The sequence below is a fragment of the Borborobacter xinjiangensis genome, from assembly GCF_047739745.1.
In the GTDB taxonomy this organism is placed as follows: domain Bacteria; phylum Pseudomonadota; class Alphaproteobacteria; order Rhizobiales; family Rhizobiaceae; genus Pseudaminobacter.
This window is the reverse complement of sequence record NZ_JBLLVA010000041.1, coordinates 1-18,839: the sequence shown is the minus strand read 5'-3', so window position 1 is coordinate 18,839 and position 18,839 is coordinate 1. Positions and strand designations below refer to the sequence as shown.

Annotated in this window: 17 protein-coding genes and 1 tRNA gene; 9 read left to right on the top strand and 9 right to left on the bottom strand. The window is 62.3% G+C overall.

Annotated elements, in window-relative coordinates; translation table 11 throughout:
* Nucleotides 1–34 precede the first annotated feature (34 nt).
* Both ACLKMW_RS24340 and ACLKMW_RS24335 read left to right on the top strand, forming a co-directional pair.
* Nucleotides 35–487, top strand: coding sequence for a MaoC family dehydratase (locus tag ACLKMW_RS24340; protein WP_415727110.1), 453 nt, complete (start codon nt 35–37; stop codon nt 485–487).
* Nucleotides 488–489: 2 nt separating this feature from the next.
* On the top strand, nt 490–1,386 hold the full coding sequence (locus ACLKMW_RS24335) for an HpcH/HpaI aldolase/citrate lyase family protein (protein WP_415727109.1): 897 nt from the start codon (nt 490–492) through the stop codon (nt 1,384–1,386).
* On the opposite strand, the gene ACLKMW_RS24330 is transcribed toward ACLKMW_RS24335, so the two are convergent.
* Nucleotides 1,383–1,943 (bottom strand): nitroreductase family protein, encoded by a 561-nt coding sequence (locus ACLKMW_RS24330; RefSeq protein WP_415727119.1) that lies wholly within the window; start codon nt 1,941–1,943, stop codon nt 1,383–1,385. The genes ACLKMW_RS24335 and ACLKMW_RS24330 overlap by 4 nt on opposite strands.
* Before the next feature lie 149 nt (nt 1,944–2,092).
* Here ACLKMW_RS24330 and ACLKMW_RS24325 point away from each other — a divergent pair, with 149 nt between their 5' ends.
* On the top strand, nt 2,093–3,061 hold the full coding sequence (locus ACLKMW_RS24325; protein WP_415727108.1) for a hypothetical protein: 969 nt from the start codon (nt 2,093–2,095) through the stop codon (nt 3,059–3,061).
* A gap of 125 nt (nt 3,062–3,186) precedes the next feature.
* Here the strand turns inward: ACLKMW_RS24325 and thrS are convergent, their stop codons facing one another.
* From thrS to ACLKMW_RS24310, 3 genes are all read right to left on the bottom strand, one after another.
* A complete protein-coding gene (gene thrS, locus ACLKMW_RS24320) occupies nt 3,187–5,163 on the bottom strand; it encodes a threonine--tRNA ligase (protein WP_415727107.1) in 1,977 nt (658 codons plus the stop codon).
* Between the two features lie 112 nt (nt 5,164–5,275).
* Nucleotides 5,276–5,641: a membrane protein insertion efficiency factor YidD gene (yidD, locus tag ACLKMW_RS24315; RefSeq protein ID WP_415727106.1), complete on the bottom strand. Its 366-nt coding sequence runs from the start codon at nt 5,639–5,641 to the stop codon at nt 5,276–5,278.
* Between the two features lie 12 nt (nt 5,642–5,653).
* Nucleotides 5,654–6,100, bottom strand: a complete 447-nt coding sequence (locus tag ACLKMW_RS24310; RefSeq protein ID WP_415727105.1) for an iron-sulfur cluster assembly scaffold protein — start codon at nt 6,098–6,100, stop codon at nt 5,654–5,656.
* A gap of 231 nt (nt 6,101–6,331) precedes the next feature.
* Between ACLKMW_RS24310 and folE the strand changes: the two genes are divergently transcribed.
* The 3 genes from folE to ACLKMW_RS24295 all read left to right on the top strand — a co-directional run bounded on the left by folE (nt 6,332) and on the right by ACLKMW_RS24295 (nt 8,526).
* A complete protein-coding gene (folE, locus tag ACLKMW_RS24305) occupies nt 6,332–6,964 on the top strand; it encodes a GTP cyclohydrolase I FolE (RefSeq protein WP_415727104.1) in 633 nt (210 codons plus the stop codon).
* A 46-nt stretch (nt 6,965–7,010) separates the two neighbouring features.
* Nucleotides 7,011–7,469 (top strand): phosphoribosyl-AMP cyclohydrolase, encoded by a 459-nt coding sequence (gene hisI, locus ACLKMW_RS24300; RefSeq protein ID WP_415727103.1) that lies wholly within the window; start codon nt 7,011–7,013, stop codon nt 7,467–7,469.
* A gap of 85 nt (nt 7,470–7,554) precedes the next feature.
* Nucleotides 7,555–8,526, top strand: a complete 972-nt coding sequence (locus ACLKMW_RS24295; protein WP_415727102.1) for a patatin-like phospholipase family protein — start codon at nt 7,555–7,557, stop codon at nt 8,524–8,526.
* On the opposite strand, the gene recJ is transcribed toward ACLKMW_RS24295, so the two are convergent.
* The 5 genes from recJ to ACLKMW_RS24270 form a co-directional block, all read right to left on the bottom strand.
* On the bottom strand, nt 8,527–10,311 hold the full coding sequence (gene recJ, locus ACLKMW_RS24290) for a single-stranded-DNA-specific exonuclease RecJ (protein ID WP_415727101.1): 1,785 nt from the start codon (nt 10,309–10,311) through the stop codon (nt 8,527–8,529).
* A 34-nt stretch (nt 10,312–10,345) separates the two neighbouring features.
* A complete protein-coding gene (gene glpX, locus ACLKMW_RS24285) occupies nt 10,346–11,338 on the bottom strand; it encodes a class II fructose-bisphosphatase (protein ID WP_415727100.1) in 993 nt (330 codons plus the stop codon).
* A gap of 160 nt (nt 11,339–11,498) precedes the next feature.
* Nucleotides 11,499–12,812, bottom strand: coding sequence for a homoserine dehydrogenase (locus ACLKMW_RS24280; RefSeq protein WP_415727099.1), 1,314 nt, complete (start codon nt 12,810–12,812; stop codon nt 11,499–11,501).
* A 42-nt stretch (nt 12,813–12,854) separates the two neighbouring features.
* Nucleotides 12,855–14,072, bottom strand: a complete 1,218-nt coding sequence (locus ACLKMW_RS24275; RefSeq protein ID WP_415727098.1) for an LL-diaminopimelate aminotransferase — start codon at nt 14,070–14,072, stop codon at nt 12,855–12,857.
* A gap of 70 nt (nt 14,073–14,142) precedes the next feature.
* On the bottom strand, nt 14,143–14,526 hold the full coding sequence (locus ACLKMW_RS24270; RefSeq protein ID WP_415727097.1) for a hypothetical protein: 384 nt from the start codon (nt 14,524–14,526) through the stop codon (nt 14,143–14,145).
* Nucleotides 14,527–14,631: 105 nt separating this feature from the next.
* Here ACLKMW_RS24270 and phaC point away from each other — a divergent pair, with 105 nt between their 5' ends.
* From phaC to ACLKMW_RS24255, 3 genes are all read left to right on the top strand, one after another.
* Nucleotides 14,632–16,464, top strand: coding sequence for a class I poly(R)-hydroxyalkanoic acid synthase (gene phaC / locus ACLKMW_RS24265; RefSeq protein ID WP_415727096.1), 1,833 nt, complete (start codon nt 14,632–14,634; stop codon nt 16,462–16,464).
* A gap of 210 nt (nt 16,465–16,674) precedes the next feature.
* Nucleotides 16,675–17,910, top strand: coding sequence for a D-Ala-D-Ala carboxypeptidase family metallohydrolase (locus tag ACLKMW_RS24260; protein ID WP_415727095.1), 1,236 nt, complete (start codon nt 16,675–16,677; stop codon nt 17,908–17,910).
* A 77-nt stretch (nt 17,911–17,987) separates the two neighbouring features.
* A tRNA-Glu gene (locus ACLKMW_RS24255) sits at nt 17,988–18,062 on the top strand.
* The last annotated feature ends 777 nt before the right edge of the window (nt 18,063–18,839 follow it).

The following is an 18,839-nucleotide window of genomic DNA, read 5'->3' as shown; positions in this document are numbered from 1 at the left end:
ATCAAAGTCGGGTGAGACCAGCGGAGGAACGCGCGTGAGCGGTCTTTATCTCGAAGAATTCGTCGTCGGGAAGGTCATCCAGCACCCGCTCAGGAAGACGGTGACCGAGAGCGACAACATGCTGTTTTCGGTGATGACGCTCAACCCGCAGCCGTTGCATATCGACTTCGACTTCGCCGCGAAAACCGAGTGGGGCAAGCCGCTGGTCAATTCGCTGTTCACGCTCGGCCTGATGATCGGCATTTCGGTCAACGACATCACGGTCGGCACCACCATCGCCAATCTGGGCATGCGCGAAACGGTGTTTCCGAATCCGGTTTTCCACGGCGACACGATCCGGGTCGAAACGGAAATACTTTCGGTGCGCGACTCCAGATCGAAGCCGGATCGCGGCATTGTCGAGCTTGAACATCGCGCCTTCAATCAGGACGACGTGCTTGTCGCCAGATGCGTGCGCCAGGCCATGATGAAAAAGAAAGCCGCCTGACCATGCGCTCGCTGCTTTTCGTGCCCGGCGATTCGGAACGGAAGCTCGAAAAAGGGTTCGGCTCCAAAGCCGATGTCGTCATTATCGACCTGGAGGACTCGGTTGCGCCGCAAAACAAGGCACTGGCGCGCACGACTGCGGCCGATTTCCTCAAGCAGCGCCGAAGTGGGCAGCGCCAAGGCGGGCAAGGTCCTGCCGTCTATGTCCGCGTCAACGATCTGTCGAGCGGCTTGACCGACGATGACCTGGCAGCCCTTGTCCCGGTAAGACCGGAAGGAATCATGCTGCCCAAATCGAACAGCGGCGCCGACGTGCAATTGCTTGCCGTGAAGCTGCGCGTTCACGAGGCCGAGAACGGGCTCAGCGATGGCGGCATCGCCATTTTGCCGATCATCACCGAAACTGCGGCGGGCACCCTTGCGGCGGGGAGCTATGCGGGCGTCAGCCATCGGCTCACCGGCCTCACCTGGGGCGCGGAAGACCTGTCGGCGGCTGTCGGAGCGCGCACCGCCCGCGATGCGGATGGCCGCTACACCGATGTTTTCCGCCTTGCGCGCGCACTCACCATCCTGGCGGCGTCGGCCGCCGAGATCGCCGCGATCGACACGGTCTTTCCGAACTTCCGCGACATGGACGCGTTTTGCGCGGAATGCCTGGCCGCCGAGCGCGACGGCTTCACCGGCAAGATGGCGATCCATCCCGACCAGGTGCCCGTTATCAACGAGGCGTTCACACCGTCACCGGACGCAGTCGCCCACGCCAAGGCAGTCATTGAGGCCTTTCAGGCAGCCGGAAATCCCGGCGTGGTGGCGTTGGATGGCCAGATGTACGATCGGCCGCACCTGAGCCGCGCCGAGCGCGTTCTGGCGCGGGCGCGGTTTGCAGGGATCGCGACCTAACCCTGCCAGGGCCCCGTGTATTCGCTGTAAAGCTGGGAAACGTCCGGTCGAGGCCGCTCGGGCACAGGGCCGTCGAACGACCCGATATGCACGAAGCCGACGACGCGCTCATGCGGGGCAAGGCCTAGAATGCGTCGGCCTTCCTCGACTTCGGAATACCAGTTGGTGATCCAGTTCGTCTTATAGCCGAGCGCATTGGCCGCGATGACAAGGTTCATGGCCGCGGCGCCACCGGACAGGAGCATCTCCGATTGTGGAATCTTGGGATTCTCCTTCGGACAGGAAATAACCCCGATGACCAGCGGTGCGCGTGAAAACCGCGTCAACTCCTGCTCGCGCCGGGCCTCGTTCAGCGGCCCTTCACGCTCCTGTGCCAGTGCCGCGAGTTTCTCGCCGATGCGGATGCGCGCGTCGCCGCGATAAATGATGAACCGCCACGGCGCCAGGCGGCCATGGTCGGGAACGCGGGATGCTATTTTGATGAGCGTTTCGATCTGCGCATCATTGGGAGCAGGCTCGCTGAGGTCCTTGATCGGAGCGGAGCTCCTGGTCAGCATGAATTCAACAATCGATGACGTCACTATGGATACTTTCTGATGATGTCGGCTGGATGCGACGGGAGGATAAGGCGGCGAGCTTGCGCCAAGGCATGTCGCGCGCGTGAATAAGCCTTGAAATTGCCACTGCGTTCAGCTTCAAACAAGTGATGTTTGCCGAATTTTCCCGATACGCCGCCTGGCTTGCCGCCGCCACGCTGCTTGTGCTGGCGCCGACGGGCGCTTCGGCGCAGGAGAACCCCAATCCGCTGAAAGGGGTCGAACTGCCGGGTCTGTCCAACTACGCCAATCCGCGCAACAGCCGGCCGCTGGCCGAGAATGGCGGCGGCGAAGTCACGCTCGCCGCGAAACTGACCGACGACGGCAAGGAAATTGAGCACGGCCTTGTCTGGCGCGTCTTCCGCCCCGAGCCCGGACCGGATGGCAAGCTGCCGCTGGTCGCGTCGGCGCAGGGCGGAACGACCCTGTTCCACCTCGAGCCCGGAAGCTATCTCGTCCACGCCTCGTTCGGACGCGCCGGTGCCACCAAACGCATAACCATCGGCCGCGACCCCAAGACGGAAAGCGTTGTGCTCGACGCCGGCGGGCTGAAGCTCGATGCCGTCCTGGCCGGCGGCGTGCGCATACCGCCGAAAAAGCTGCGCTTCTCGATCTACGAAGCCGAGCCGGGAACCGACGGCGATCGCGCGCTGATCATTCCGGATGTCAGCCCCAACACCATCGTGCGGCTCAATTCCGGCGTCTACCATGTCGTTTCGACCTATGGATCGGTCAACGCCGTCATCCGTTCCGACATCCGCGTCGAAGCCGGCAAGCTCACGGAAGCCACGGTGGAACATCGCGCCGCCGAACTGACCCTGAAGCTGGTGCGCGAGGAAGGCGGCGAGGCGATGGCCGACACCTCATGGTCGGTGCTGACGAATTCCGGCGATCCCATACGCGAGAGCGTCGGCGCTTTCGCGGCCATGGTACTATCGGAAGGCGACTACACGATCGTCGCCAAGAATCGCGACCGAATCTATCAGCGCGATTTCACGGTTGTCGGCGGGCGCAATCAGGACGTCGAAGTCCTGGCCACCGATGCCAATGCGCAGGATCCGAATGAGGGCGTGGACTAGGCGCCCTGGTATTCAAGCCAAAAGGGCCTGCAAATGGCGCTTTCCGTGCTTCCTGAACCTGATCGCAAACACATTCCGGCACACAGGAAAATGGCGCCGGATCGATTCGGCGCCATTTAGAGGGTTCAGCCCTGGAGCGCGCGCCGGCGGTCCGGCGTGATCGCTTCCTCCTGCAGCGAGGCTACCGCCTCGTCGAGTGTCATCGACTGCTGATCGCGCGAGCCGAGCCGGCGGATATTGACAGTGCTTTCCTCGGCCTCGCGCTTGCCGCAGACGAGAATGACCGGAATCTTGGCAAGGCTGTGCTCGCGCACCTTGTAGTTGATCTTCTCATTGCGCAGATCGGCTTCCGCCGACAGGCCCGTCGCTTTCAGCCGCGCCACGACCTTTTGCGCATAGTCGTCGGCTTCGGAGGTGATCGTCGCCACCACCACCTGCTGCGGGGCAAACCACAGCGGGAAGTGGCCGGAATAATTTTCGATCAATATGCCGAGGAAGCGCTCCATCGAGCCGCAGATCGCGCGATGGACCATGACGGGCTGCTTCTTCTCCGAATCGGAGCCGATATAGAAGGCTCCGAATCGTTCCGGCAGATTGAAATCGACCTGCGTGGTGCCGCACTGCCATTCGCGGCCGATGGCGTCGCGCAGCACATATTCGAATTTCGGGCCGTAGAACGTCCCCTCGCCCGGATTGACGCCGGTCTTGATGCGATTCCCGGATTTCGCCGCGATCTCTTCGAGAATGCGTTTCAACACGTCCTCGGCATGATCCCACATCTCATCCGTACCGACGCGCTTGTCGGGCCGCGTCGCGAGCTTGACGGTGATCTCGTCGAAGCCGAAATCGGCATAGGTGGTGAGGATGAGGTCGTTGATCTTGAGGCACTCTTCCGCCAACTGCTCCTCGGTGCAGAAGATATGCGCGTCGTCCTGCGTGAAGCCACGCACGCGCATCAGCCCGTGCAGCGCACCGGAGGGCTCGTAACGATGCACGGCGCCGAATTCGGCTAGCTTCACCGGTAGATCGCGATAGGACTTCAAGCCGTGCTTGAATATCTGGACATGGCCGGGGCAGTTCATCGGCTTCAGCGCAAAAACCCGGTCGTCGTTGGTATCGTCGCCAGCGACCGTGACCTTGAACATGTTGTCCCGGTACCAGCCCCAATGGCCGGATGTCTCCCACAGTGACTTGTCGAGAACCTGTGGCGCGTTGACTTCCTGATAACCCTGTTCGTCAAGTCGGCGACGCATGTAGCTGACGAGGTTCTGGAACATCTTCCAGCCCTTGGAATGCCAGAACACGACGCCCGGCCCCTCCTCCTGGAAATGAAACAGATCCATTTCCCGGCCGAGGCGGCGGTGGTCACGCTTCTCGGCCTCCTCCAGCATGTGAAGATAGGCGTCGAGCTGCGCCTGGTCGGCCCAGGCCGTGCCGTAGATGCGCGTCAACATCGGATTGTTGCTGTCACCGCGCCAGTAGGCGCCGGCAACCTTCATCAGCTTGAAGGCGTTGCCGATCTGGCCGATGGAGGCCATATGCGGTCCGCGGCAAAGATCGAACCAGTCGCCCTGCGCGTAGATCTTCAGGTCCTGATCTTCGGGGATGGCGTCGATGAGTTCGACTTTGTAGGCCTCGCCCTTGTCCTTGAAGACTTTCCTGGCCTTGTCGCGCGACCAGACCTCCTTGGTGAACGGCCGGTTGCGCGCAATGATTTCGCGCATCTTCTTTTCGATCACCGGCAAATCCTCGAGCGTGAACGGCTCGTTGCGGGCGAAGTCGTAATAAAAGCCGTTTTCGATCACCGGACCGATGGTGACCTGCGTTCCCGGCCACAATTCCTGCACCGCCTCGGCGAGCACATGCGCCGTATCGTGGCGGATCAGTTCCAGCGCGCGCGGATCGTCGCGGGTGACGATCTCGATCTTGCCGGACTGGCCGAGCGGGTCTGACAGATCGCGAACGACGCCATCGACGGCGTAGGCGACCGCCTTCTTGGCAAGCGACTTCGAGATCGATTCGGCAAGCGCCGCACCCGTCATCGCGGCATCGTAATCGCGAACGGAACCATCGGGAAATGTAAGGGAAACGGAATTCGACAAAGCTTTTCTCCTATCCAGTCCCGCAAACGAGCGCGGGTGGTGATTGCCGGATGCATCCGGCGGCAAGCGGGGGTTTTAGGCAGAGTTTTCAGCGCCGTAAAGCGCCGGACGCTCAGGAATGGGTGTGCTGCGACATTTTCCCGATCCGCCAGTAGCGCCAAGGCGCGAACCAGACATAGCGGGCCTCGAGCGTTTCGGGCACGCGGTCGATGCCATGGGTGCCGCCAGGACCGCAGCGGACGACGCGAAACAGGCCCATCCAGCCGCCGGCCCACAAGCCGTGTCGGGCGATTGCCTCATGGGCATATTCCGAACAGGTCGGCAGATGTCGGCAGGAATTGCCGATAAAGCCGGAAAGAGTGAGCTGATATAACCGCACCAGGGACGTGCCGAGTACCCTGCCCGGCGTTTTTCGCCATGGGCCCGGCCAGTTGCGTGTGCGGGCTGAAGCCCTCACGGCGGAATGGTGGTGGACCATGGCGATGAAGCCTCAGGCGGCCGCCTCGGCGCGGTCTTTCTCGATCTGGCCGATAGCGTCCACAACCGCGTCGAAGGTGAGCATGGTCGAGGCATGTCTTGCCTTGTAATCGCGCACCGGCTCCAGATATTTGAGATCGGCGAAGCGGCCTTCGGGCGGCGCGCCATTTTCCTTCAGCATTCTGCGCATGGCTTCACGAACGGCGCGCAATTCGCCGGAGGTTGCGCCGACGACATTGGCCGCCATGATGGCCGACGAGGCTTGACCGAGCGCGCAGGCCTTCACGTCATGCGCGAAATCGGTGACGATGCCATCCTGCATCTTCAAATCGACCGTTACCGTGGAGCCGCAGAGCTTGGAATGAGCGGTCGCGGTGGCGTCGGGGTGTTCGAGCCTGCCGATGCGCGCGATATTTCCCGCAAAGCCAAGAATTTTCGCATTGTAGACGTCGTCGATCATGATTTTCCAATCCGCCGCCGCTTCAAAACCGGCCTTTGCCGTTCGTACACCTTCCAATCGCGACGCCAAGTCTTATATAATGCGGGTGTTCCGACGACGGCAAGTGAAGCTAGGTCGCGCCGGAACCAAGTCACGCCGCTTTCGGGCCGGTAATTTCCGACGATCCCGCAAAAGGCTGTGGTCCGTTCAACTCGTTCCTCCGTCGAGGGGAACTACGGGAGACGCCTTACTATGGACGCCGTAATCAACAAACTAATGCCGAAGGCCGACTACATGGAAAAGCCGGTCACCGACAGGCCAAGCGAGGCCGAGGTCGAAGCTGCCGTGCGTACGCTGTTGCGCTGGACGGGAGACAACCCCGACCGCGAGGGCCTGAAAGACACGCCCAAGCGCGTCGTCAAGGCCTACCGCGAAATGTTCGGCGGCTACGACAAGTGCCCGGCCGAGGAGCTTGGCCGCACCTTCGAAGAGGTCGCCGGCTACGACGAACTGGTTCTCGTCAAGGACATCGAGTTCCATTCGCATTGCGAGCACCATATGGTGCCTATCATCGGCAAGGCCCATGTCGGCTATCTGCCCGAGGGCAAGGTCGTCGGGCTGTCGAAGATCGCGCGCGTAGTCGACATCTTCGCCCACCGGCTGCAAACGCAGGAAGCGATGACGGCGCAGATTGCCGGCGTCATTCAGGACGTGGTAAATCCGCGTGGCGTTGCCGTGGTCATCGAGGCCGAGCATATGTGCATGGCCATGCGCGGCATTCGCAAACAGGGTTCCACCACCCTGACCTCGACCTTTACCGGCGCTTTCAAGGATAGTCCCGAAGAGCAGATCCGGTTTTTGACCATGGTGCGGAACGGCCGCTGACCCCTGCTTCAGGTGCATGTCCGGCTCCGCTGAACGGGAGCCGGACATGTCCAGCATCACTTTCAACAACGCCCCTTCCGACAAGAAGGCGCTCGAAGAGGGCGCCGTCTTCTCTCCGCGTTTCGATGCGGCCGGTCTTGTCACGGCCGTCGTGACCGATGCCGGTGACGGCACGGTGCTGATGGTCGCGCATATGAACGCCGAAGCCCTGTCGCTGACCCTTGAGACAGGGATTGCCCATTATTGGTCCCGATCGCGCAATTCGCTCTGGAAAAAGGGCGAGACATCGGGGAACCTTCAGCAGGTGGTGGAGATGCGCACCGACTGCGACCAGGACGCGATATGGCTGCGTGTCAAAGTCACCGGGCATGATGCAACCTGTCACACGGGCCGGCGTTCCTGCTTTTACAGGGCGGTCGGCGTAAAAGAAGGAAACGCCATACTGACCGACGACGGCAGCAAACCGTTGTTCGACGCGAAAAAGACATATCAAGACGCCAAGTGAACTGCTTGGAACCGCAAGATCAGTCAGATTCACCTTTTCGATACGGCCTGCGCCTATTATCGCTTGGGGGAGAGGGAGATTTTCGATGCTCGAATGGGCGTCATTGCGCAACAGGTCAGACATCCGCGAAGCCAATGGCCCCGCATCGTCCGGCGGCATAGCCGAAGCGCCTCCTGAAAAAAAATCCGGAATTTCGCTGGCCCTAGGCGGAGGTGCCGCGCGCGGCTGGGCCCATATCGGTGTCTTGAGGGCACTCGACGAAGCCGGCATTGCCATCGACATGATCGCGGGTACGTCCATCGGCGCGCTGGTTGGCGGCTGCTATCTGGCCGGCAAGTTGGACGAGCTGGAGGATTTCGCCCGCAGCCTGACCAGGCGCCGGTTTTTCGGCCTGCTCGATTTCCGCCTCGGCGGAAGCGGCCTGTTCGGCGGCATGAGGCTGACGGCGCGCATGCAGGAGCACATGGCCGGCCTGCGTTTCGAGAACCTGCCGAAGCCGTTCGTCTGTGTCGCCACGGAAATCGGCACCGGGCACGAAATCTGGCTGTCGGATGGCTCGCTGATCACAGCGATGCGCGCATCATACGCGCTGCCCGGCGTTTTCGAGCCCGTCGTCGCCAACCAGCGCGTGCTGGTCGACGGCGCCCTGGTCAACCCGGTGCCGGTCTCCGTCTGCCGCGCCTATGAGCAGCGGCTCGTGGTCGCAGTCAATCTGCACTATGACCTCTATGGTCGCGCGGCGGTGATCAAGCACAGCGCCGGCGAACTCGTGATCGAAAAGGATTTGCCGTCCGCCGATCTACGTGGGCACGAGGCCAGAAGCCGGGAAAGTCGGCTCGGCATCACCGGCGTCATGGTCGAAGCCTTCAACATCATCCAGGATCGCATTTCGCGGGCGCGGCTGGCCGGCGATCCGCCGGACCTTTCGATCCAGCCGAAGCTTGGCCATGTCGGCCTGTCCGAGTTCCACCGGGCCGACGAGGCGATCCAACTCGGCTACGAGGCGACCAGGGCGCGGCTGGCGGAACTGGAGCGGTTGCAGACGGTACTTGCCTGATCAGGCCTGAGCCGCATCCATGATCCGGAATTGCACCGTCTTGCTGCCATTCCAGTGATTGGCCGCCAGAGTGCCGGCGACATGTATCGTCGCGCCGCGATTGGCGAACAGAAAATTCCCCAGCGCTGTATCGACCGCTCGAAAGGCAATCGCCTGAACGCGGCCACCTCCATCCGAGCGCAGTTCAACCCTGATATGTGACGTCCCCACCAGCCGCGCATCGGCAAGGCGGTGGCGCGGCAGGACGAAAAGAGGCGCCACATGGCCGGCACCGAACGGACCGGCTCTTTCCAGTTGCTCGATCAGTTCGATCGTCGCGCCTTCGGCGGCAAGGGCGGCATCGACGTGAAGGCTCGCCTCGCCATGCAGGCGAATGATATCGGCAGCGGAGCGCTCTTCAAAAAAGGCCCTGAGCGCGCCAAGCTTCTCCCGCTCCACGGTGATGCCCGCCGCCATGGCGTGGCCGCCCCCCTTGACGATCAGGCCGCGCTCGGCCGCTTCGCGCACCAGCCGTCCGAGATCGAAGCCGGCAATGGAGCGGCCGGAACCGGTGCCAAGGCCATTCACATTGAAGGCGATGGCGAACGCCGGGCGGCGTGCATGATCTTTCAGCCGTGAGGCAAGCAGGCCGACGATACCCGGATGCCACTTCGGGCTTGCCGTGACCACCACCGCCGGGCCGATGCCCGCCGCAAGCTCGACATCGGCTTCGGCGCGCGCTTCCGCCAGCATTTCCTGCTCGAGCGACTGCCGCTCCTGATTGAGTCGGTCGAGCGTCTCGGCGATTTTGCCGGCCTCGACCGGATCGTCGGTCGCAAGCAGCCTGCTGCCAAGCGCGGCATCGCCGATGCGACCGCCGGCATTGATACGGGGACCGATCAGAAACGCCAGATGGAAAGCGCCGATCGGCTCGCCGATGCGCGCGGCGCGCGCCAAAGCTGCGATGCCGGCATTCTTCTGCTGTCGGATGACCAGCAATCCCTTGGTGACGAATGCCCGATTGACGCCAGTGAGCGCCACTACGTCGCAGACCGTTGCCAACGCCACCAGATCGAGCATCGACAGAAGATCCGGCGGTGGCGTATCGGGGAGAACCTCGCGAAGTACCCGCACTGTCTGCACCAGCGTCAGGAAAACCACGCCCGCCGCGCAGAGGTGACCCTGCCCGGACAAGTCGTCCTCGCGATTGGGATTGACGATTGCCACTGCCGACGGCAATGCACCGCCGACCTGATGATGATCGAGCACCACCACCTCGGCGCCGGCATCCCTCGCCGCGTCGATGGACGTCGCGCTGTTGGTTCCGCAATCCACCGTGACGATAAGCGTGGCGCCGCGCCCCACCAATTCGCGCATCGCCTCGGGATTTGGTCCGTAGCCCTCGAAAATGCGGTCCGGAATGTAGATTTCGGCCTCGACGCCATAATGCGCCAGGAAGCGCTTCACCAACGCCGAGGAGGCCGCACCGTCGACGTCATAGTCGCCGAAGATCGCGACTTTCTCGCGGCGTAGGATTGCCGCCGCGATGCGGCGCGCTGCGGCTTGCATGTCCGTCAGCGTCGCCGGATCGGGAAGCAGGTCGCGAATGGTCGGGTCGAGGAAGCGCGCCGCGTCCTCCACCGAAACGCCGCGCCCGGCCAGAACGCGCGCCACGATGATCGGGACGCCATCGGCCTGCGCGATCGCAAGTGCCGCCATTTCCTGGCGCTCGTTCAGCCGGTGCTCCCATGAGAGCCCGGTCGCAGAGCGTCGAACGTCCAGGAAAAAGCGTTTTTCGGGCGTCATGCGCCGCTCATCCCCTCGCGCCGGGTTTACGCGATCAGCGAACCTCCTCCTGGAACTTTTCCAGGTCCTGATGGCGCGCCTTGATCTCGCGCACCGTCTTCGAGGAGGAGCGCAGCACGATCGTGTGGGTGGTGATCGAATCCCGGCCGAACTTCACGCCGGCAAGCATGTTGCCGTCAGTCACGCCGGTCGCCGCGAACAGCACGTCGCCTCGCGCCATTTCCTCGATGCGATAGACCTTGTTCGGGTCCGAAACGCCCATCTTTGCGGCGCGTGCGGCTTTCTCGGGCGTATCGAGAATCAGGCGCCCCTGCATCTGGCCGCCGGTGCAGCGCAAAGCGGCTGCCGCAAGCACGCCTTCGGGTGCGCCGCCGGTGCCGAGATAGATGTCGATGCCGGTCTCGTCCGGATCGGTGGTGTGGATGACGCCGGCGACATCGCCGTCGCCGATCAGGCGAATGGCCACGCCGGTCTTGCGAACCGCTTCGATCAGCTTGGCGTGACGCGGCCGGTCGAGAATGCAGGCGGTGATCTCAGAGATCGGCACCCGCTTGGCGTCTGCCAGGTTGCGGATGTTCTCGAGCGGCGAGGCGTCGATATTGATGAGGCCGTCCGGATAGCCTGGGCCGATCGCGATCTTGTCCATATAGACGTCGGGGGCAAACAGCAGGCTGCCCTTCTCGGCAATGGCGATAACCGCCAGCGCATTGGGCAGGTTCTTGGCGCAGATCGTCGTGCCTTCCAGCGGATCGAGAGCGATGTCCACCTCCGGCCCATCGCCCGAACCGACTTCCTCGCCGATATAGAGCATCGGCGCCTCGTCGCGCTCGCCCTCTCCGATGACGACGGTGCCCTTGATCGCTAGTCGGTTCAGTTCGGCTCGCATCGCGTCGACCGCGGCCTGATCGGCGGCCTTCTCATCTCCCCTGCCCCTGAGCCTTGCTGCCGCGACCGCGGCGCGCTCCGTCACGCGGACGAGTTCCATGGTAAGAATCCGGTCGAGACCGGCGATTTCGCTTTTCGCCATATTATGCATCCCCGTAAAACTGGTCGGTGTCGTGTCCCGGGAGGAACAGTCGGCCCCCTTGTGTCAAAGAGCCATGACAACAGCAAGGCCTACCGGCACTGATCGTGCCGAGAGGCCGAAGATCAATCGATTAGGATAGGCGCACAAAGTGCCAGTCCGCTCAATCGGCACGTTCGATGCGGATCACCTGCGGCTTGTCGGTCAGATGGCCGTCGCTGGTGATACTTTCGACCGCCTTGCGCACCGCGGCCTCGCTTGTCGCATGCGTCACCAGAATCACCGTCTTGGTGCCCGGTTCGGCGGCAATCGAACCGTGCTGCACGATCGATTCGAGCGAGATTTCGTTGTCGGCCATCCGCCCCGCAACGGCGGCGAACACGCCGACGCGGTCATACACGGTCAGCCGGATGAAATAGCCGCCTTCATGCGAGCGCATCCTGGCCCTTTTATAAGGGCGCAGTTCGGTCGCGGGGCGTCCGAAAACCGGCGCGTGCTGGAATCCCGGCCGGCTCTTGGCGATGTCTGCGATATCGCCAACCACAGCCGAGGCCGTGGCATTGCCGCCGGCACCGGGTCCGGAAAGCAAAAGCTCGCCGAGAATGTCGGTTTCCACCGCGACCGCATTGGTGACGCCGTGCACCTGCGCGATGACCGAAGCGGTCGGAACCATGGTCGGGTGGACGCGCTGTTCGATGCCGCTTTCCGTGTGCTGCGCCACGCCGAGCAGCTTGATCCGGTAGCCGAGCTCGCCGGCGGCGCGAATGTCGGCCTGCGTGATATTGCTGATGCCTTCCATATAAATATCATCGGCCGAAATCCGGCAGCCAAAGGCAAGGCTGGTCAGGATTGCCAGTTTGTGAGCCGTATCGTGCCCCTCGATGTCGAAGGTCGGGTCGGCCTCGGCATAGCCCAGCCGCTGGGCGTCCTTCAGGCAGGCGTCGAAGGAAAGCCCCTCGGCCTCCATGCGGGTCAATATGTAGTTGCAGGTGCCATTGAGGATGCCGAACACGCGCGAAACGCTGTTTCCGGCCATCGCCTCGCGCATCGTCTTGATGATCGGTATGCCGCCGGCGACCGCCGCCTCGTAGTTGAGCACCACGCCCTTGCGCTCGGCGATTTCAGCCAGCGCCACGCCATGCCTGGCAAGCAACGCCTTGTTGGCGGTGACGACGTGTTTGCCGGCCTCCAGCGCTGCCTGAACGCAGGCAAGCGCCGGATTCGCATCGCCGCCGATCAGTTCGACGAAGACATCGATGTCGGCATGCCTCGCCAGATCGACAGGATCGTCGAACCATTTGGCCGAGCCGAGTTCGATCCCGCGTTGACGCGAACGGTCGCGCGCCGAAACCGCCGTCACGACCAGATCGCGGCCGCACTGCCGGGTCAGTTCGGCTGCCTTTTCGCCAAGAACACGGACCACCGATGCCCCGACCGTGCCCAGCCCGGCAATTCCAATACGCAACGCTTCGGCCATATCCGGCAACGCCTTTCAAAAAATCAGATATCTGGAAAACCGTCAGCGTCGCGCCGTAAGCGGCACCACATTGTCCGGCCGATCCGTGCTCGACCCCAGGAAGCGCTTGATGTTACGCGCCGCCTGGCGAATCCGGTGCTCGTTCTCGACCAGCGCGATGCGGACGAAATCATCGCCATGCTCGCCAAAGCCGATGCCCGGAGCGACGGCAACGTCGGCCTTCTCGATCAGGAGCTTGGAGAACTCCAGCGAGCCGAGCGCCCGGTAAGGTTCGGGTATCGGCGCCCAGGCGAACATCGTCGCCGCCGGAGCCGGAACCGGCCAGCCGGCACGGCCGAACGCATCGACCATCACGTCGCGGCGCTTGTGATAGACGCTGCGGACCTCGGCGATGTCGGTGTCGTCGCCGTTCAACGCAGCGGTCGCCGCCACCTGGATCGGCGTGAAGGCGCCATAGTCGAGATAGGATTTCACGCGCGTAAGCGCTGCGATCAGCCGCTCGTTGCCCACCGCAAAGCCCATGCGCCAGCCCGGCATCGAAAAAGTCTTGGACATCGAGGTGAATTCGACGGCGATGTCGATGGCGCCCGGCACCTGCAGAATGGAGGGCGGCGGGTTGCCGTCGAAGAAGATCTCGGCATAGGCCAGATCGGAAAGAATGATGATTTCGTTCTTCTTGGCGTAGGCGACCACATCCTTGTAGAAATCCAGCGAGGCGACATGCGCGGTCGGGTTCGAAGGATAATTGAGGATCAGCGCCAGCGGCTTGGGGATCGAATGGCGCACGCCGCGTTCCAGCGCCGGAATGAAACCATCATCGGGCTGGACCTGCAGCGAGCGGATGACGCCGCCGGACATGATGAAGCCGAAGGCATGGATCGGATAGGTCGGGTTCGGGCACAGCACCACATCGCCGGGCGCGGTGATTGCCTGCGCCATATTGGCGAAGCCCTCTTTCGAGCCGAGCGTCGCGACGATCTGCGTGTCCGGGTTCAGCTTCACGCCGAAGCGGCGCGCATAATAGTTCGCCTGTGCCCGGCGAAGGCCAGGAATGCCGCGTGACGACGAATAGCGATGGGTGCGCGGGTCTCTCACCACGTCGCACAGCTTGTCGACGATCGATTTGGGCGTCGGCAAGTCCGGATTGCCCATGCCGAGATCGATGATGTCGGCGCCCCTCGCTCGCGCGCTGGCCTTCAGGCGGTTGACCTGTTCGAAGACATAGGGCGGCAGGCGGCGAACCTTGTGGAACTCTTCCATGGCTGATCCAGCATATGGCGATAAGTCGATGACCCGCGATATATACGCGATTGAGGTGCGGGTCGAGGCGTCACTTCTTCTCGATTTCGGCAAGCGTGCTGCTGGCGTGGGTCTCGGCCAGCTTCTTCAGCCAAATCTGATCCGCTGCAGTGCCATTCTCGGCCGGCACCGCCGCCTGCGCGGCTTGGGCCGCCTCCAGTTCGGAAAGCTTCGCCGCCTTCTCTTCCGGCGTGATCTGCGAGGCGGCTACCTGCGGCGGAATGTTCAGATTAGGGAAGGAACCGGTGTTCTGAGCCTGGCCGGATGAGAGCCCCGACGGCTGCGCGGCTGGAACCGTGTCCTCGAGGTTCGTGCTGGTGCAACCGCCCAGAAAAGCCAGCGCGACGAGCGTCGCGGCACAAGCGGGCAGCTTTCGGTTTGCGGAAAATATGCCTTCGGCAACTCGCTCTGTCATATTATTTCCTCTGCCGTCTCATTACATTGTAGTCCGGCATTGTTGGACCCGTTCTCGCGGACCATGATACGATGCCGCCAATATGCTGGGAGGGCATGCGCGGACATGGCGAACAGACCCGATTCGGGCAAAACGGATGCAGATTCGATATCCTCCGTCGAGCAGTATCTCGTCAAGGACCCGGAACAATTCGCGCTGAACCTCGCCCGGATGGTCGAGCAGGCCGGCAAGGCGGCGTCCGCCTGGGCCGAACCGCGTGAAAAGGGCGAGGTCCGCGACAGCGTCTCCGAGCCGATGGCCGACATGGTCAAAACCTTTTCCAAGCTCACCGAATACTGGCTCTCCGATCCATCGCGGGCCTTGGAGGCGCAGACGCGGCTGTTTGCAGGATACATGAATGTCTGGTCGAGCGCGATCCAGCGCATAGGCTCGGGCGAACAGGTCGAAGACACGGTGCAGCCGGAGCGTGGCGACAAGCGCTTCCAGGACCCGGAATGGGGCCGGAACGCCTTTTTCGACTTCCTCAAGCAGACCTATCTGGTCACATCCCGCTGGGCCGCCGATCTGGTCGAGCATGCCGAGGGGCTGGACGAACATACCCGCCATAAGGCGAGCTTCTATGTGAAGCAGGTTGCCAACGCGATCTCGCCCTCGAATTTCATCCTGACCAATCCGGAACTCTTCCGCGAGACTGTCGCCAGCAATGGCGAAAACCTCGTGCGCGGCATGAAGATGCTGGCCGAGGATCTGGAAGCCGGCAAGGGCGACCTGAAACTGCGCCAAGCCGACAATTCCCAGTTCGAGGTAGGACGGAATCTGGCGACGACGCCCGGCAAGGTGGTGGGACGCAGCGATGTCGCCGAGATCATCCAGTACAATCCTTCCACCAAAAAGGTGCTGAAGCGGCCGCTGCTGATCTGCCCGCCCTGGATCAACAAATTCTACATTCTCGATCTCAACCCGCAAAAGTCCTTCATCCGCTGGGCGGTCGAGCAAGGCCACACCGTCTTCGTCATTTCATGGATCAATCCCGACGAGCGGCATGGGTTGAAAGACTGGGAAGCCTATATCCGCGAAGGGCTGCAATACGGGCTCGATACGGTGCAGACCGCAACCGGCGAAAACGAGGTCAATGCCATCGGCTATTGCGTCGGCGGAACGCTGCTCGCCGCCGCCCTCGCCTTGCTGACCCAGGAAGGCGACGAGCGCATAAAATCGGTCACATTCTTCACTACGCAGGTCGACTTCACCCATGCCGGCGACCTGAGGGTGTTCGTCGACGAGGACCAGATCGCGGCGCTTGAGCGCTCGATGCGCGGCAAGGGCTATCTCGACGGCACCAAGATGGCGACCGCCTTCAACATGCTGCGCTCCGGCGATCTGATCTGGCCCTATGTCGTCAACAACTACATGCGCGGCAAGGACCCGGTGCCGTTCGACCTGCTCTACTGGAACGCCGACTCAACGCGCATGGCGGCGGCCAATCACTCGTTCTATCTGCGCAACTGCTACCTGGATAACAACCTCTCGCAGGGCCGGATGGAGCTTGCGGGTCGGACCATATCGCTCGGTGACATCACGATTCCGGTTTACAACCTTGCCGCGCGCGACGACCACATCGCGCCGGCGCGATCGGTCTTCCTCGGCTGCCAGTATTTTGGCGGCCCGGTCGAATATGTGATGGCGGGGTCAGGTCATATTGCCGGCGTCGTCAATCCGCCCTCGGCCAACAAATACCAGCATTGGACAGGCGCCAAGCCTGTCGGCGACTTCGACGAATGGGTTGCGAATGCAACGGAAAATGCCGGATCGTGGTGGCCGCATTGGCAAAAATGGGTCACCGGTATGGATGCAAATACGGTTCCTGCCCGTCAGCCAGGAGAGCGCACGCCGCTGCTCGGCGAGGCGCCAGGCACCTATGTGAAGGTGCGCGTGTAACACATTGTAATGTGTGGTGAGTTGACCATTTCGCCGAAGCGGGCGAAATGATGCAACTGCAGCATGATATTTGCGCCGGTTTCACCGGACCGAACTGTGGTGATTGCCTGCCGGCTTCTGTTTCGGCGTTAAAGCACGGTCTTTCGACTTAAATTTTTTTGATCGCCCGGCAGGGGTGGGCGATGCCGATAAGGCGAGAGGGAAAGCGGTTTGACTTTGGGAGACTCGCGCATTGCGAAACGGGAAGGCCGCGCCATCATTGCGGCGCTGTTCTCCGTTCTTCTGGCGTCCTGCTCCTCGACGACCGATCCCAACACCCAGCTTGGAATGCCCGGATACAACTCCGCCGTTACCGCCGGCCAGGCTTCGACCGCTTCGCTCGGCGACGGCCCGGCCGACACCTCGACCGGCTCGGACGCTCAGACCACGGCTGCGACCGTGATGGACGAGGACGATGCCGAACTGCCGGCGGAAGTAGCCTATCTGCCAGCCGCAAACCCGATGAGCGAATCGCTGGCCGTGCAGGCGCAGGCTGCGGAAGCATCGGGGCAGGAGCAACAGTCCGCGGCCGCTGACCAGGCCGCCCAGCCAGCCGAAGCCGCAGCCGCCGCTTCGCCTGCCGCCAAATCGGATGGCTCCCAGGCGCCGACGCCGGCCACGAAACCGCAGCAGGTGGCAAGCGCCGCCACGGAAATGGACAATCCGGTCTACGTCACCGCCGGAGATCCCCCTTCCGAAAAACCGGCCGCGCCAAAGAAAAAGGGCTTCCTTTCCTCACTGTTTGGTGCCTCTTCGGCTGAGGCAAAGCCTGCATCGGCTCCGGTGAAATCGGCTCCCGTGGCGACGGCTTCGGAAGCCGAGCCAAAAAAGGAGGCCAAGCCGATCATTCAGCTCGCCTCCGCCAAATCGGATGACAAGCCTGTCGTACTCGCCTCACTTGGCGGCGATGACAACGCGCTGCCGGGCGTGCGCCAGACCGCCCTCTTTGAGATCAAGCGCAAATCGGGCATGGACGACGACAGCGACGTTGACCTGCACGAAGAGGATTTCGGCACCGTGCAGGTGGCTTCCGCCGCCGGATTGGCACGCCTGGCGCCCAATGGGCTCCTGACCCAGACCAACGATGTCGATGTGGCCTGCCTGAAACCTTCGCTGGTTCGCGTGCTCAAGGTGGTCGAACATCATTACGGCAAGAAGGCGGTTATCACCTCGGGCTATCGCAACCAGGCTCGCAACCGACGCGCGCGCGGCGCCAAGAACTCGCTGCATATGTATTGCGCGGCCGCCGACGTGCAGGTTCCGGGCGTCAGCAAATGGGAGCTTGCCAACTTCGTTCGCTCCATGCCCGGTCGCGGTGGCGTCGGCACTTATTGTCACACCGAATCGGTGCATATCGACGTCGGCCCCGAGCGCGACTGGAACTGGCGCTGCCGCCGTCGAAAATAATAGGAAAAAGATTGCATTACCGTGCGGAGACGGGTTGCTCACAGCCAACAAGCTGACTATAACCCGCCTCGTCTTCCGCGCCCATCGTCTAGCGGTTAGGACAGCGCCCTTTCACGGCGCAGACAGGGGTTCGATTCCCCTTGGGCGTACCACTTCCGTACAAAACTGCGAACACCGGACACGGCAGAGCCCTTTCCGCCGACTGTCCAGCGTAGTTTTATCGCCTACGATCCTGATGATCTCTTCTTCGACTTTGATGCGGTCGATAACCGGGCGCAGGTAAGCGTTGCGGAAGGAAAATGGGGGCGGTCACGATATCCTCCCGCATCGCGCGCCGAACCGCTCAATGAGGCAGCGGATGAGGGCTCTGCCCCGAAAGCCCCGCACACCAAGCTCCGTTTCCATCCGTTCCGACGGGAATACCGGAGGTTCTCGCGGCGCTTCTGCGGCGGCTCGCCTTATTCACGCCGCTGGATCGCGGCTCGACGAACTCGACCAGGCGCTCGCCAATGAGCACCTTCGAGATGCGCCCGGCCCTATCACCGGATGAGCCGTCCAACCATTTCTATGCCAACCGGACTTCCAGAGTTCGCGACAGTCTCGTCAAGACTCGGATAGCCCGCCGCAAGCGACAGGTGCCAGCGCACGAGAACGGCAAGCCCCGATTCAAAACGAGCCATTCCGAGTCGTTCATACCGTCACGAAATGACTCAAATGAATCCACCACACCTGTGCATCTGTGGAGGACGCCCACCAAGCAGGAATTACTTGGACGTTACAGCTTAATCGTTGCGGTCATCTGTCCGGCCTCATGATCAATAACGGCATGGCCTTAATGGCTGTCCGCTGATCCGGTCTCGGCGAACTCAGTGATCGAAAGCCTTGACGATTTCCTCGGTCATCTTCTTGGCGTCGCCGAGCAGCATCAT